Origin of the sequence: Rothia sp. HMSC071F11, from assembly GCF_001809115.1 — a bacterium.
In the GTDB taxonomy this organism is placed as follows: domain Bacteria; phylum Actinomycetota; class Actinomycetes; order Actinomycetales; family Micrococcaceae; genus Rothia; species Rothia dentocariosa.
This window is the reverse complement of sequence record NZ_KV795763.1, coordinates 136,469-152,017: the sequence shown is the minus strand read 5'-3', so window position 1 is coordinate 152,017 and position 15,549 is coordinate 136,469. Positions and strand designations below refer to the sequence as shown.

Annotated in this window: 12 protein-coding genes and 1 riboswitch; of the genes, 4 read left to right on the top strand and 8 right to left on the bottom strand. The window is 53.9% G+C overall.

What is annotated here, in order from left to right; all coding sequences use genetic code 11:
* Positions 1-108 precede the first annotated feature (108 nt).
* Both HMPREF2554_RS08710 and HMPREF2554_RS08705 read right to left on the bottom strand, forming a co-directional pair.
* Positions 109-639 carry an alkylhydroperoxidase, AhpD family gene (locus HMPREF2554_RS08710; RefSeq protein WP_013398369.1) on the bottom strand — a complete coding sequence of 177 codons (531 nt, stop codon included), beginning with the start codon at positions 637-639 and terminating at the stop codon, positions 109-111.
* Positions 639-1,220 carry a peroxiredoxin gene (locus HMPREF2554_RS08705; protein ID WP_004006488.1) on the bottom strand — a complete coding sequence of 194 codons (582 nt, stop codon included), beginning with the start codon at positions 1,218-1,220 and terminating at the stop codon, positions 639-641. Before HMPREF2554_RS08705 ends, HMPREF2554_RS08710 begins: the two co-directional genes overlap by 1 nt.
* Before the next feature lie 244 nt (positions 1,221-1,464).
* Between HMPREF2554_RS08705 and HMPREF2554_RS08700 the strand changes: the two genes are divergently transcribed.
* On the top strand, positions 1,465-2,049 hold the full coding sequence (locus tag HMPREF2554_RS08700; RefSeq protein WP_048752315.1) for a GNAT family N-acetyltransferase: 585 nt from the start codon (positions 1,465-1,467) through the stop codon (positions 2,047-2,049).
* A 117-nt stretch (positions 2,050-2,166) separates the two neighbouring features.
* Here the strand turns inward: HMPREF2554_RS08700 and HMPREF2554_RS08695 are convergent, their stop codons facing one another.
* From HMPREF2554_RS08695 to HMPREF2554_RS08685, 3 genes are all read right to left on the bottom strand, one after another.
* Positions 2,167-3,504, bottom strand: a complete 1,338-nt coding sequence (locus HMPREF2554_RS08695) for a glycosyltransferase 87 family protein (protein ID WP_070554773.1) — start codon at positions 3,502-3,504, stop codon at positions 2,167-2,169.
* Between the two features lie 184 nt (positions 3,505-3,688).
* Complete coding sequence (locus HMPREF2554_RS08690; RefSeq protein WP_246826042.1) at positions 3,689-4,108, bottom strand: acylphosphatase; 420 nt, start codon at positions 4,106-4,108, stop codon at positions 3,689-3,691.
* Positions 4,109-4,293: 185 nt separating this feature from the next.
* Positions 4,294-4,986 carry an SDR family oxidoreductase gene (locus tag HMPREF2554_RS08685; RefSeq protein ID WP_070554770.1) on the bottom strand — a complete coding sequence of 231 codons (693 nt, stop codon included), beginning with the start codon at positions 4,984-4,986 and terminating at the stop codon, positions 4,294-4,296.
* A gap of 237 nt (positions 4,987-5,223) precedes the next feature.
* On the opposite strand from HMPREF2554_RS08685, the gene HMPREF2554_RS08680 reads away from it, so the two are divergent.
* A complete protein-coding gene (locus HMPREF2554_RS08680; RefSeq protein WP_070554768.1) occupies positions 5,224-6,975 on the top strand; it encodes a DHA2 family efflux MFS transporter permease subunit in 1,752 nt (583 codons plus the stop codon).
* Between the two features lie 319 nt (positions 6,976-7,294).
* The gene (gene dcm, locus HMPREF2554_RS08675) at positions 7,295-8,449 is read left to right on the top strand and encodes a DNA (cytosine-5-)-methyltransferase (protein WP_070554766.1); all 1,155 of its coding nucleotides are present in this window, start codon (positions 7,295-7,297) and stop codon (positions 8,447-8,449) included.
* A 2-nt stretch (positions 8,450-8,451) separates the two neighbouring features.
* On the opposite strand, the gene HMPREF2554_RS08670 is transcribed toward dcm, so the two are convergent.
* From HMPREF2554_RS08670 to HMPREF2554_RS08660, 3 genes are all read right to left on the bottom strand, one after another.
* On the bottom strand, positions 8,452-9,597 hold the full coding sequence (locus HMPREF2554_RS08670; RefSeq protein WP_070554764.1) for a HindVP family restriction endonuclease: 1,146 nt from the start codon (positions 9,595-9,597) through the stop codon (positions 8,452-8,454).
* A gap of 314 nt (positions 9,598-9,911) precedes the next feature.
* Positions 9,912-12,056 carry an AMP-binding protein gene (locus HMPREF2554_RS08665; protein ID WP_070554908.1) on the bottom strand — a complete coding sequence of 715 codons (2,145 nt, stop codon included), beginning with the start codon at positions 12,054-12,056 and terminating at the stop codon, positions 9,912-9,914.
* 5 nt (positions 12,057-12,061) lie between these two features.
* Positions 12,062-12,178: riboswitch (SAM riboswitch) on the bottom strand.
* A 292-nt stretch (positions 12,179-12,470) separates the two neighbouring features.
* Complete coding sequence (locus HMPREF2554_RS08660) at positions 12,471-13,574, bottom strand: hypothetical protein (RefSeq protein ID WP_013398378.1); 1,104 nt, start codon at positions 13,572-13,574, stop codon at positions 12,471-12,473.
* Positions 13,575-14,159: 585 nt separating this feature from the next.
* Here HMPREF2554_RS08660 and HMPREF2554_RS08655 point away from each other — a divergent pair.
* The gene (locus HMPREF2554_RS08655) at positions 14,160-15,353 is read left to right on the top strand and encodes a C4-dicarboxylate ABC transporter substrate-binding protein (RefSeq protein WP_070554762.1); all 1,194 of its coding nucleotides are present in this window, start codon (positions 14,160-14,162) and stop codon (positions 15,351-15,353) included.
* Positions 15,354-15,549 lie beyond the last annotated feature (196 nt).

The following is a 15,549-nucleotide window of genomic DNA, read 5'->3' as shown; positions in this document are numbered from 1 at the left end:
CACGAAAAAGAGCCTGATAGTGAAAAGCGGAATTTCTAACGCTTATTCACTATCAGGCTCTTTTTACGCGAGATTACGCGGGGGGTGAGGCCGTAGGGCTCTGTGTGCTTAGCCCAGTGCTTCAGCCAGCTGAATACCCTGTGCCACGCCGCCCATGGTTGCCGCAATGCGGATCAGGTCGTTAACCTGCTCCTTGGAGGCGCCCTCCTCGCGGATGGTGTGCTCGTGGGCAGCCACGCAGTGCGAACAACCGTTCACGGCAGAAACTGCGAGCGCCAGCATCTCAAAGTCGAGCTTGTCGATACCGCCGTTTTTGCCGATGATCTGCATGCGCAGGTTTGCGCGCTGATCGTCGTAGGCGCCGTCGAGGAAGCCGCGGGTGCGGTAGAAGATGTTGTTCATCCCCATGATGGTTGCCGCGCCGAGTGCCGCATCGAAGGCGGTTTCGCTCAGGTGCTCTTTCGCTTCTGCTGCGATCTCAACGATAACGGAATCAACCTTGGTTGCCGCCGCAGTGGCCAGGATTGCGCCCCAGAGCTGCTGCTCGGTGAGCGAGGTGATGCGCGGCAGCGAAGACAGGTTCAGGTTCATGTCCTTCGCGTAGGAAGGCAGCGCGTTACGCAGGTTCTCAATGCTCATTACTTCATCTCCTTGAAGGCGTCGATGGTTTCTGCACCCTTCTTCCAGTTGCAGGCGCACAGTTCGTCGGACTGGAGCGCATCCAGCTGGCGGAGTACTTCGTCGGTGTTGCGGCCGACGGAATCTGCGGTAATGGATACCGACTGGATGGTGTTGTGCGGGTCGATGATGAAGGTTGCGCGGTCTGCCACGCCGTCCTTGTTGAGGACGCCCAGGGCGCTGGTGAGTTCGCGCTTGAGGTCGGATGCCATGACGATGGGCAGATCTACGAGCTCTTCGTGGGAGCGGCGCCATGCGTAGTGGGTGTATTCGTTATCCACGGATACGCCGATAACCTGGCAGTCGCGTGCCTCGAATTCATCGGCGAGCTTGCCGAATGCGGCGATTTCGGTGGGGCAGACGAAGGTGAAGTCCTTGGGCCAGAAGAATACGACGCGCCAGGTGTCTTCGTCCAGACCCTCGGAGGAAACGGTGGTGAAGTAATCTTCGGGCTTGTTTGCCTCAATCTCGGCGAGCTTGCCGGGAACAACGCCGGTCAGCTCGTAGGCGGGGAACTGGTCGCCAATAGTTAGCACAGCCATAGTGTTCTTCTTTCCTGATCTAGGTGGGTACCTCAAGGCTGGTTCGTGTGTGACTTCAGCGGCCTTGAGGCATTCTTCTGTTCTCCTCACAAGAGGAATCCTATCCATTTTAATATGAGTAATTCATAATAATCAACCGTCCGTCGGTATGTTACAAGTGTTTTGAGTCACACAATATGGTGATTGGGGATTTGCAGACACAGCACGCCTCACAAAACAGCGCAGAAACTGGTAATGTCATGTCATGAGAATTCCGGAACTCATCACCGAAAAATTTACCCTCAGGTCACTGCGCGAATCCGACCTTGACGAACTGGTTCATATCTGCACAGACCCCGAAACCGTGCGATGGACCACCATCCCCCTGAACTATACGCGCGACGATGCGCGAACCTTCCTCAACTTCACCCAGCGTGCCGCAGCAGCCGGGCGTGAACTCACCTGGGCCATTGACTACAGCGGGGTGCTCGCAGGGGTTGTTACCCTGCGCCTGCCCGGAGGCTCCGCAAATGCGCCCGGAACACACGCAGACTTAGGGTTTTATACGGCTCCCCAGATGCGCGGGCGCGGCATCATGACAGATGCGGTACGCACAGTCCTCGGCTTTGGCTTCGATCCGCTCGGGTTTGCCCTAGACACCATCGGATGGACGGCGTTGGCGGGGAATACGGCATCCGAACGGGTGGCGGTGAAGGCCGGGTTCACGAATATTATCAATGGGATTAGCACCAGCGCGGCCCGTCCCGATAAGTACGGCAACCGGGTGGCTGTCGCCGTGCGGCAGGCGATGATGACACGCGCCCAATTCGCCGAGATCTGGCGTGATTAAGGCGTTTGCATGTTCGTCCTGGCTTCTCGCTTTTCCGCCGCTATCACTGCGTAAAAAGGCTCTTGATGTAAATAAAGCGTTGGAAATCCCGCTTTATTCGCATTAAGAGCCTTCTGATTACTGCATATTTTCGGCAGGGCGGCGTAGGAGCACCGCCCACAGCACAACCAACACCACGAGCGCCAATGCCGGAATTGAGGTCACAAACATAACCGGCTGCTCATCCGCCGCCCGCAGAAGCAGGGTATGCGCATCCACCCCCGGATACCTGCCGGTAAACGGGTAAAAATCGACACGCCGCCAGAAGCGTACCACGAGCTTTCCCCAGTCCAGAAGCGTATTAATCAACATGAGGGAACTCAGCGCATAGCAGGTATAACACAGGATGCGCCCCGCACGAGAACGCCACCGTGCCGCTAGCGGCAAGAAATCGACCGCCGCGCACACCATAAAAATCGGCAGAATCACGGCGTGATGGAACCAGCTGATTGGTGAGATAAACACCGGCACAAGAACCGCCAACGAGATCTGCGATAGATAGAGGTTATGCTGCTCCATCTTCCACAAGGCGTACCCCACCACCGCAATTAGTGTGATTGCCGTGATCCCGTACAGAGCCTTCAGCACGGTACCATCCTGAAAGGTCATGCGCCCTAAAATACCCTGAATCGCCACGCTATTGCTCGATATTGGGTTGCCCACGCGTGACGGATCCCAGATGACGCTGCTCCAATAGGTGAGAGACTGCTGCGGAAGCACAGCAAATCCTGCTGCAATGGTTCCCGCAAACGAAACTCCCAGTGCAATAATGGATTTCCACTCTTTACGCACTAGAAAAAGAATTCCTATGGCGAGCGGAGTAAGTTTAATGCCCGCAGCAATACCAATAAAAACGCCGCGCGGAATCCTGGTACCTGGCCGCAGAAGATCGTAGAGAATAAGCGCCAACAGATACGGATTTATTTGACCGTACAAGAAATTATTGCGCCACGGTGCCGAAAGCAATATAAGCGCAGCACACAAAACAATAAAGGAAAAAGGCGAAAGATATTTCTTAAAAAGCAGCCGAGAATTGCGCTTTACCAGATAGTCACGCAGAACCTTGGCGCAATAGAAGGCAATAGGTACGAAAAATGCTAGATGAAGGCCAATTGCCACCCGCAAGGGCAAGAACGATGCGGGAATAAAGAGGAGCGATGCAAACGGCGGGTACGTAAACGCAAGCCACAGGCCGCTGTCACCGAAAATATATCTAAAGTTTTCTGCCCGCACAGTTTCACGAAGAATATCGAGATCATAGAGGCTGCTGGGGTAATCAAGAAACCAGTTAACGCTTTTACCCCCGGCATAATAGACCAGATAATCATATGCCAAAAATTCGCGCAGGTTATAAACAATAACTCCGGCTAAGAAAAGAATGCAGGCACCGGTTATGCCCCAGCGATAGCGTGTCATCAAAGACCTTCATGAAATACGTGAATGATATGAGTGCGTAAACTATTATTCCACGTTACCGGGCATTTGGGGCATACTGCGGGGTGCATCGGGATCATAAAAAGGCTCTTTATGTGAATAAAGAGGCGTTTCAGACGCTTTATTCACATAAAGAGCCTTTTTAGCAGGGCGGCAGGGGAATGCGCTACCGGGTCCCGAACCCTTTGAACGTGCCCTGCGGTTCGGTGAAAGACGCATCCACAAAGTCCACATGCCCGGCGGTATCACCCGAATTAAGGGTCTCCAGCAGGCGCTCGCAGGATGCGCGGCTTCCCTGCGCTATCACCTTCACCCGACCGTCATCCAGGTTCTCGGCGTATCCGCTCAATCCCAGCGGCTTGGCGGCCCCGGCGCACCACCATCGGAACCCCACACCCTGAACCTTGCCTTGAACGTAGGCGGTAAGCTGAGCCTCGGCGGGCTCTTCCGGGGTTTTGTCGGCGAAGAGATCGAAGAATCCCACGGGAACCTCCTGCAGTTTCTCTAAAAATACCTGGTACTTTAGGATACCGAGCGATGCGGCTCCAACGGAATAGTCGCCCCGGAACTCGTTGCGAGATAACACCCGCACCCTGCGGAACTAAACCTGAAATGACAAGAGCGCGACCGCGTGCAAGCACAGTGGCACGTACACACGTCCCGCACCCCGGCGTGCGAACCAACCTTGCGCGAGAGAAAAACGCGCCCCGAACCCGTGAAGAGGCTCGGGGCGCATCCGCACTCAGCCGGGGCAGGCGCATCCGGCAAACCCTAGCGCAACTGTGAGCTTGACGGTGCCTGAGCGAGAGCCTGCCGAATCTCGGTATCGCCGCCGGTAAAGGGGATGCCCTTGCCGATCGTGCTGGAATCATCGACCACCTCAGTGAGCACCCGCGCCACGGTGGCACGCGGGGTATGGGAGCTCAAATCGGAGTGGTACACCGGATCGACCCCCATGGTAATACCGCCTTCATCCTTGGTCGTGAGCATGCCGGGACCTAGAATCGTGTACTCCAACCGGGTGCCGCGAAGATGCTGGTCGGCCTCCGCCTTAGCCTCCGCATATGTGAAGAACGGGTTATCTGCGGGTACTCCGTGCTCGGTTCCGGCCCCCAAATACGAGACCATAATGTACCGTCGAAGACCTGCCTGCTGTGCCGCCTCCATAGAGCGAATCGCGGCGTCACGGTCAATCGCATAGGTGCGTTCGGGGCCACCTACACCGCCCGCACCCGCGGACCACACCAGCACTTCTGTATGTAAATCCTTGAAGAGCTTCGCCATCTCCTCGGTGCTCAGGGTGGTAATATCGGCAACCACCGGGTTAGCGCCGGTCGCCATAATATCTGCCGACTGATCTTCACTACGAATAATAGCGTTCACCGTATGTCCGCGTTCACGAAGCATCGGTTCTGCCAGAAGAGCAACCTTGCCGTGCCCGCCAATGATCGTAACGTTAGCCATCGTATCCTCCCTGTGTGTTGAAAAATACTTGTATATCCAGGCTAGGCTTGCTGTGCCGCAATGTCTATGGTTTTTCTGTGCTTCCTGAGAACATCAGGAACCCGCGTTCCCTGTGCTGATGCGCTCAGACAGCACCGCATGATGAGAATTCTCGTGCGGGGCTCAAGACGGCGTTATGATGAAGTGCTAGGTTTTTATTGCCCGGCGGGACCGCCGAGAAGACAAGGCAGGGGATTTATGGCAGAGCCAGCCGCATCAAAGACGCACCGCAGCGTACCATCAATGGAGCAAACCGCCGAGAAACCGTGGGTTGCCATGTGGTCACTCGTGATCGGGTTCTTTATGATCCTGCTCGATACCACTATCGTCACCGTGGCGCTGCCCCATATGCAGCATGAGCTCAACGCCTCGCTCTCCGCCGTGATTTGGGTGACCAGCGCCTACCTGCTCGCCTATGCGGTGCCGCTGCTGATTACCGGTCGCCTGGGCGATAGGTTCGGGCAGAAGCAGATGTACCTGCTCGGTATGGTAGTCTTTACCCTCTCTTCGCTATGGTGTGGTCTTTCGCCCAATGTGGAGATGCTGATCGTTGCGCGCGTGGTGCAGGGGATAGGCGCCTCAATTATGACCCCGCAAACCATGTCCATTATTACGCTCATGTTCCCGCCGCATAAACGCGGGGTGGCAATGAGCGTGTGGGGCGCGGCGGCCGGTATCGCATCGCTCGTGGGCCCTATCGCTGGCGGCCTGCTCGTGGACGGTCCCGGATGGACGTGGATCTTCTTCATCAATATCCCTATCGGTGTGGTCGGCACCTATCTGGCGGTACGGAATATCCCGCATTTCCCCTCCAAACAGCACAACTTCGACTGGCTGGGCGTGGTTCTCTCCGCTATCGGCCTGTTCCTAATGGTCTTCGGCATTCAGGAGGGATCCACCTACGATTGGGGTACTATCACCGATTCGCTGTGGGGAACCGGAATCCCGGTGAGCGTATGGGGCATGATTATCGCGGGCATCATCGTGTTCACCCTCTTTATCGTGTGGCAGGCTGTTAATCGCAAAGAACCGTTGGTACCGCTGGGGCTGTTTAAAGACCGCAACTTCTCGGTATCGAATATTGCTATCGCGGCAATGGGTGCGCACACCCTCACAATGGCATTCCCAACTACTATTTACTTCCAGCAGGTGCGCGGTATGAGCCCCACTCAGGCGGCACTCATGACCGCCCCGCTCGCCCTGTTCTCGGGTGCGCTCTCTCCGGTCATTGGTAAGCGTTTAGGCACGTCAAACCCCAAATGGTATGCGGTCTCGGGGTTTGCCCTGCTGGTAGTCGGATTTGTTGTTCTGCGGGCTCTGATGACGGCGGATCAACCCCTCGCGCTTCTGCTCATACCCTTTGCGATCTTGGGTATCGGCAACTCTATGATTTGGGGTCCGCTAGCGGTGACCGCAACCCGCAACCTGCCGCCTCGTTTAGCCGGTGCCGGGTCGGGCGTGTATAACGAAACTCGTCAGGTTGCCGGTGTGCTCGGTTCGGCGGGTATCGCCACTCTCATGGGCGGTCTGATCGCCGACCAGATTGCGCAGACCATGCAGCGGATGCGTCCCTCGGGCGCCGGCGCAGGCGGAAGCGCCATGAACGCCCCCGCCGTCGGCGGTGAAGGGATGTCCGGCGGTCAGGTTCCCGACTTCCTGCGTGAACCTATCGCCACCGCGATGAACGACTCACTAATGCTGGCACTGGCTCTAGCTGCCGTGGGCATGGTTGCGTGCCTCTTCTTCGCCAAACCGGTGGATAAAGGTGCGTGGGCATCCGGGCAGAATGCCGCTGAGCCACAAACGGAAGCTGACTCGGCATGGGACGGCTCAAACTCTTCCGGTACCGATCCTGATGCGGAGGTGACGGCCTCCACCGAGGCACGCCCCGCAGACGAGACGCAACCGATTTCTTCGGAAAAGGACGCGAAAAATCCTTCTAAGCCATAATTCCATTTGAGGAATATACTATTTGACTAGTGTATATAGCCAGTGCGGCATATAACCAGCAGGTTATATGCCGCACTGTAGTTTCATCAGGGTATTGAGGGCGGGAGCTATTGCCTCCGCAAAACACTCGCGCTCGCAGAGAACCTTTCTATCAGATTCGGCGCGATGCCGCTGCCGAGCGTAACCCCTATGCCGCCTGATCCTCGGCGAACGCATCCGGGCTCACTCGCCCGGTTTCTACGAGCACCTGTGTGAGTTTTGGGGGTCTACTTTTGACTCTATAGCGTTTCATTTTATAGCGCGTGCTAAAATACAAAGTATGACTTTACACCGTGCGAGTAATAAACAGACACCACCTGATTCATCAACACGACTTTATGATGTTCGTCGATTAGCTGAACTTCTAGGTGTGGAACGCTCAACAGTTCGCACTATGCGTCACCGTGGACAACTGCCAGCACCAACCTCGCATGATATCAACGGGGGTGCAGTATGGTCTGAGGATGTTATTGAAGGATTCTACTATCCCAAGGAACCTGCTTTGATCAACATACCTGTGAATCCTGCTCTGCCGCCAATTCTTGATTTATTTGCTGGATGTGGGGGGATGTCTCTAGGGTTCCAAATGTCTGGTTTCAAAGTACTTGCAGGGTTCGATAACTGGGCTCCCGCTATTGAAACCTATTCTCGAAACATGGGGCATAATTCGACTCAGCTTGACCTTGGGGACGTTGAAAGTACTATCGAAGCTCTTCAACCATTTTTTCAATGTGAAGAGAAGCCTGCTATTATCGGTGGTCCACCTTGTCAAGATTTCTCTTCTGCGGGTAAGCGTACCGAAGGTGCCCGCGCGGATCTAACTGAGAAATATGCAACGGTTGTAACCCGCTTTATGCCTCCCTTTTTCGTGATGGAGAATGTGGCCCGAGCTCAACATGCAGGAGCTTTTAAGCGAGCAGTAGCGATTATGGAGGAAGCTGGTTACAAAGTGTCTATGACAGTCCTTAATGCTGCTAAGTGTGGTGTCCCACAGAGTCGCAAGCGCCTTATAACTATCGGTACTCTGGATGAAGTAAAAACTGCTGAGATTTTTAGATATCTTGAGTTACATCAGAGCGAGCGGGAAACTACGGTACGGGATTATTTGGGCGATTCCCTGCTCACTGAGCATTATTACCGCCATCCGCGTAGTTATGCTCGTCGTGGTGTATTTAGTATTGATGAACCTTCCCCTACTATTCGAGGTGTTAATCGTCCTATTCCTAAGGGGTATCCAGGTCATGCGGGAGACTCTGCACCGATAGAAAATGCGCGTCCTTTGACAACTAGCGAGCGTGCCAAAATTCAGACTTTTCCAGAGGATTTCCGATTTGTGGGAGCTCGGACTAATGTTGAGCAGATGATTGGTAACGCTGTCCCTCCCCTCTTAGGTAAGTACATTGCCAGTGCTTTATCTGAGAGCATGCCCTTTTAGAATTAGTTCTTAAACTTTTTCTCTGCTGACTCAAGGGCTTCTTGTTTAGACTGTTCAAAAGTAAGAGCTGCATCGAGACGGCGCTCGGGTTGTAGAGCAGCAATAGCCTCCTTATTTAAGAGATTTGGTATTTCCTCGCGTGAGAGACGAGGGTACTCAAACTCTACTGATTGCATATGTCGTAGAGTTTTCTTGCCGGTAAAAGCACCTGCTTTGTCAGTCTGAGTACCATAAGTAATTTCGCTATGATGACGATCGAACTGAAGCGAACCTTGCATTGACCAATCAAGTAATGATTTAACCAACCAACATAAGGTTCGAGCAGGTCGAGATATCTTGTTACCAGAGATAGTTTTTGAATCAGTAAAAAGTTGCAAAAACGCGAGGTCTGTCCAGACAAAGGCATCAAAAGCGTGTTCATCAAGAGTAGGGCGCTGTCCTTCAGTGCGCCACACAGCAGTTAAGACAAGAGGGGTTTGTTTTTCCAGCCCATTTTTAATGACACCTTTAACTGCGTCCTGCACTTCGTTGATATGTTTCTTCATGTAGGTTTCTTCGGACCATTTAAAGTCCATCGGGCGAGAAATATGCTGAAGAATAGTCTGTTGCATCAACATTCTTCCGTCCTCGCCGTATGAATTAGCAATAGAAAAAGCAAGCTGCTCAATGGTGGAGGGCCTACAAACAATTTCACAGGACTGGTCTGCCCTATCATTCTCTGCGGAGTTGGATGTGGGCACAACAACTAGTTTAATCTCTAACGGGCGCTTGTGAGACTTAGAGCTAGAGTTTTTGCATACTACAACATCGCTTTGATTAGGTTTACCGTCTGTGTACTTCCTATAGCCTTCATAAATGTGTTCGAACTCGAAGTAAGCCTCCATAGGGTCACAACCAATGATGTCTTTCCAACTAGTCTTTTTATGTTCGGTGGTTGGTTCCTGGACTTTCTGCTTATGGCCATTTTCGTCTTTCATAACGATTTCTTGATTGGTGGCCCTAATCTCTACGATAGGAAGATTTTTCTTGATCGAGAGGTACTGTGCGATAGATAGAGGAAAAGCATTTGTGAAGATGTTTTTACCGAAAGATTTTTTGGTGTCAAACTGGTGGTTAGCGTTGTTCAAGCCGTAGATCCATGATGTCATGAGTGACCTCCCATAAGGTTCAGATATAGGTTAAATGTACCGGATATATGGCTATTCTTCTAAATTTATTCTAGGTTGGGTTTCCGCCTGGATGTATCTTGTATCTATCTTGCGGACCTTTTACACAGATATATCAACTAGACAGCTTTCCTCTCTGTTCTTCTCCGCCGGGTAGGGGAAGAGGATAAAAACTGTATGCCTTATGCAACTCTTCAATTTTTGTTCTTATCGCAGTGATGAACAAGACATTCATGTCTTAGAATTTACATGAACATTTCGTTGCACATTCGTTCGGGGTTGATTCGTGTTGTAGCTTATGCCGCCTGATCCTCGGCGAACGCATCCGGGCTCACTCGCCCGGTTTCTACGAGCACCTGTGCGATAGTGCCGAGCGCCTCCTCATTCTGAAGCGAAGAAATATCGCCCAGCTTATGCCCCTGGTAGAGCTCACCCAGCAGACGGCGGGTAATCTTCCCTGAACGAGTCTTAGGAATATCGGCGACCGCGACCACATCCTTGGGTTTAGCGATAGGGCCAATATGCTCGCGCACATGCTGGGTGAGTGCAGTCTTCAGCTCGTCTTCGGTAAGTGCCCGACCTTCGTCGGTGAGCGTCACATAGGCAACTGCCTGGTGGCCGGTTAGCTCGTCCTCCACGGGGCACACGCCAGCCTCCACCACGGCCGGGTGCGTCACGAGCGCAGACTCAATTTCGATGGTCGAAAGGCGGTGCCCGGAAATGTTGATCACATCGTCAATGCGCCCCAGGATGTACACGTTGCCTTCATCATCGACCTTCGCGCCGTCACCGGCGAGGAACCAGCCGCGCGTACCGTAGTGCTTCCAATAGGAATTCAGGTAGCGTTGCGGGTCGCCCCAGACGGTGCGTGCCATGGAGGGGCCGATCTTATCGACCACAATGAAGCCCTGTTTGCCGGGCTCAACGAGGTCACCGTGCTCGTCCACCACGCGCACCGAGACTCCGGGGACTTCGCGGGTGGCGCATCCGGGAAGGGGAGTGCAGTGCGGGGTACCTTCGGGGAAGGTCCCTTCGGGCGCGAAGGCGGGGTCGTGTGGCCGTGGGGAGCAGATGGTCGATCCGGTCTCGGACTGCCACCACGTATCGATAAACGATGCGGTACCCCCACCCACGTGCTTGCGCAGCCACTTCCACGCCTGAGGGTTAATGGATTCGCCCACAGACCCGAGCAGACGCACAGTTGAGAAGTCGTATTTTCCGGGTTCGGGGCCGTCAGGAAAAGCCCCCATGAGGGAACGAATCAGGGTTGGAGCGGTGTAATAGTTGGTGACGCCGTAGCGTTCGATAACCTCGAAATGGCGGCCGTAATGCGGAGTATTGGGGGTACCCTCGAAAATAACCTCGGTAACCCCATTCACGAGTGGACCATAGATTTCGTAGGTGTGCGCGGTCACCCACGCGAGATCGGCGGTACACCAGTGCACGGTGAATTCGACCTTCGCCGGGTCGTTCACGGCAGACAGTTCATCGGGGCGCAGCACTCCGTCGTCATCCACATGGTCCGGCAGCAGATCGTACAGCAGCGCGTGGGTGTATGCGGTCTGCACCAAATACCCCGCCATCGTGTGCACCAGGCCCTTGGGTTTGCCCGTGGTGCCGGAGGTATAGATGATAAACAGCGGGTCTTCGGCATCGTGCAGCTCGTACTCATGGGTATCGGGCTGATCGTCAACCAGGTCGTGGTACCAAATATCGCGCCCGGTCGTCCAGGGAACCTGCGCGTGCGCCACGGGGTCTGCGGCGCTTGTACGATCCACCACGATCACGTGCTCGATTTTGTTCTCACCTGAGCATGCTTCATCGGCGTTCACCTTCACGGGCACGACCTTGCCTCGGCGGTTCTGCCCGTCGGTGGTGATCAGAACCTTCGCGCCTGTGTCCTCCACACGGAATTTCAGCGCTTCCGCAGAGAATCCACCGAACACAAGCGAATGAATTGCGCCGATGCGCGCGCACGCAAGCGTGAAAATAATGGTTTCGGGAATAACCGGCAGGTAGATTACTACACGGTCGCCTTTACGCACGCCGAGTTTGAGCAGGCCGTTGGCGGCGCGGGCGATGCGTCGCTGCAGTTCGGCGTATGTGATAGCTTCACGGTCGCCGGGTTCGCCCTCGAAATAGAGGGCTACTTTGTCGCCGCGGCCCGCCTCCACGTGGCGGTCCACGCAGTTGTAGGCGACGTTGAGTTTGCCGCCCTCGAACCACTTAATCTCGGGTACGGAGTATTCTTCGATGCCCTCAGCGTCGGTTCCGATAACCTGCGGTTTCTGGAAGGTATGTGCGTTGTCCCAGGTCTTGCCCCAGCTTAAGCGCTCGGCTTGTTTCTCCCAGAACGCTACCCGCGCCTCGTCAGATTCGTGCGCGGGGTTGGGGGTGGGTGCTAGAGGATTCGTGAATGAAAAAGGGGAGGGAAGTCCCACAGTATCTCCCATCGGTTGCTGGCGTTAGCACCTTCGGCGTTATGAAGGCGCATGATGCGCCACCGCAGGCGAGGTTGCTGCGACGTCGTCGAGCCAGGTCTCTCGGTCGCTCTAGATGGATTACCAATCTAGTAAACCTTGTAGCTAGCGCAGGTGCAAAGACACCCCGTCATATTGCGCGTGTATGCGCCACGTTCGTAACATTCCGCAACATTGCACCCATGCCCACGCATCCACACCACACCCCAATACCGCGAGCAGGTAGGATTTTGTCGACAAGGTAGGATTTTCCTACCTGCTCGGGTCAAAAACCACCTGCTCGCGAACAGCACAAGAAAAACACTCCCACCGGGATGCGCCTCGTCAAGAGGATTTACCCGGCGGGAGTGCCGTTTACTCACCCAAAATTACCGATTAGTTCTGTTTTTGTGCGTTGGTTGAGCCTTTCGAGGCTCCGTTAGGGTTTTTCTGCCCGGATAACCAGTCGTTAGGATCGATCTGAATGTCGTTACGGACGGTGAAGTCGCTCTCTTGATCCTTGTTTTTCTGGTCACCCGTTGATCCCGTCGAGTTGGACTTTGACTTGTCGCTGGGGGTGCTGGGAGTGCTCGGATCTGGATTCTCAGGTTCGCCAACATGATCGATGGATGCCACAGCCTGCTGACCGGTCAGGTCAATATCGCTCTTGGGGGCACCGTTCTCAGGCTCATAGCGCAGAGTACCGTTGAGGATCGTCAGGGTGGTGGTCAGTCCGTAGTGTTCGAGATGGATATCTTCAAAATGTGTACCGAACTGGCTGGCCAAGATCTGGTTGTAAACCTGAGTTCCGCCGCCATTGTGGCTGGAAGCTACAACATCCTGCTCAAGCTTGATATCAACGTAACCTATCAGCTCATTACCGTTAGAGGTCATCTCGCTGAAGGTACCGTACATAGCACCACCGTTGAAGGCGACGAGCTTAGGGTTATCGCCGTTTTCTGACGTGGGATTAACGGTGAGAGAAGCCGCAAAATCTTCAGTGTTTTTATCCCAGGGCGAAGGTTCAATGCCGTCGGCCTCAAACGAGGTGGGGAAAACGAAACGGTACTCCAAACGTAGGCGCGCACCGGCGAGCAGGGTAGTGGTGCCCGAGTAGTACGTCTGCTTACCGTCTTTAGTGGTTGCCTTGGGTGCTGAGAACCAGAAACCAGCGCCACCCCATTTTGCCTTGCCGATGCTGCCGCCGGGGGTAAACTTACCGCCGCCAGCCGAGTAGAGACCACTGGAACCTGCCGGAACATTGGCCTGCTCGTTCGCAACTGGGCCGCTAAATGAATCTAGCCCCAGGAAGTTGTCATAGGCTTGTTCCTGGTGGGTGACGAACGCCTGAGTAAAAATACCGTAGTCAGGGCGTGTGTCATCATACGAAGCCGCATAAGCCGGAACTACAGCGGAAGAAACAATAATTGGGGTTGTCCATGCGGCGCCCGCCAGAACACGACGGCGCGTTAGACCTCCCCGCGTAGATGCGTGGGTCACAATGACTCCTATGAGTGGTTGGGTGAATAAGTGGCGCTCGGATTACACGCCATTAATAATTTTACGGGATATACCCCAAAAATCCTAAATAATGTAAGACACACATGAAATCTTTACGATAAAACGCTTACTCGCCCCGATCTGAGCATCCTCAAATTATGCGGAAGATATGACGTGAGATAAGCCCTGAACCTTCACCAGAGATTGAGATTAATCTCATAACGGCTGATGATGCACGAGAGCAAGGTCTTATTCGCTAGCCTTGTATGCTGCCAGCGTGCGGGAGCGGGTTATGTTGCTGGAAACCTTTACTTATTCCTGTAATGTGGTCCGCTCCCAAAACTTGTTTTATGTCACAGATTTATAAAATTTTACGGTGCTAGGATGCAGGTGAAATCTTAATCTATCGGTTATTCATATACAACCGTTCATATACCACTCTCTTGCTCAAACGGCACCACAATGCCACTAATGCGCATTGTCGCATGTGGGAATCTGCCACACCATAGGTTCCCTACCATGAATACCGCTCACTCATAGAAAGATTTCCTCTCGCTCAACACAACGACACAAGGAATATCTCTCATGAAACTACGTACTATAGCGCGCCTGATGCTGGCATTCGTCAGCCTGGTGTTTCTCGTCCCTCTGAATTCCCTGCCCGCCTCGGCAGACACGTTGCCAGTCGCCCCTGGTAACCCGGGTGTCGCCCCGAAGGTGACTTCACCTGATACTGACGGTGACGGGCTTTCCGACAGTGTGGAAATCAACGGATACGATGCTGATGGTGATGGTAGACCTGAAGTCGATTACAAGAAAATGGGTGCAAATCCCTACCACAAGGATGTATTCGTTGAGATGGACTATATGCCTGGCGAGCTTGCAAGTGAGGAAGAGCTGGATCGCATTGTGCAGTCTTTTGCTGACTTGAATGTTACTAACCCTGACGGCAGGGCAGGCGTTAATCTTCACCTAGATGCAGGTTCTGCCCGGAGCGCCAAGTATAACTTGGGAGGCGGCAACCAGGTTCCGCACCAAGTGCTCAGCAACGATATGGAGTCTTCTGGGGAATGGGCAAATATCAGGGCTCGTAATTTTGATTCTGCCCGCTACAACAGCGGTTTCGACTACATGATCTGGGGCGATTACTATGTGGATAATGAAACCGGAAATCGAATCTCATCAGGAGTAGGGCTTATAGGCTCTCCCGGTTTCATGGTGACCGTTGGGAAAACCTATTGGGAAGGAGCCAACAGCGATATTCGCGTGGGCACTTTTATCCACGAGCTGGGGCACAACCTCAACCTGAAGCACGGCGGTACTGACGAATTCAACGGCAAGCCTCAGTACTACAGCGTGATGAATTACAACTATCAGCTCACTGGCATTCCCAAGGCGGACGGAACCCGATACTTCGGATACCTGCAGCAGGATATGCCGACCCTTAACGAATGGGCACTGAATGAGCGCGACGGCTTTGGCCCCCAAGCGAGCGAATACCTGTATACGCACAAAGATAAAAATGGGAAAGACGTTACTCAGCCCGCAAATCAACCCATCGATTTCAACCGGAACGGCGTTATTGATAATTCTCCGGTCTCGGTAGATCTCAATGGCGATGGGATACTAAATGAGCTAACTGCTCTCAGTGATCTGAAGAAGCTCAACTTTGATATGACGCCTACTCAGGCTGGAGCTGGCGGTCCTGTGGCTCAGCCTGAAGCGGAAGAAAACCCGGTCACTGCGGATGACGCCCGCAACCTGGGCCTTATTCCCTAAATCATTCGGCGTTCTTCCCAAAACGAGGGCGAAGAGGTGTAGCTGCTGAGGGATGTTATTCCGAGCGTGCGAGGACGTACATAACGTTCTGAAGCTGGCGAGGCAACGAGCCAGATGAAACACGCCCTCGCTGCGCCTCTTCGCTCCCGGGCTTTACCCCGCACAACCGTTCATATACCACTCTCTTGCTCAAACG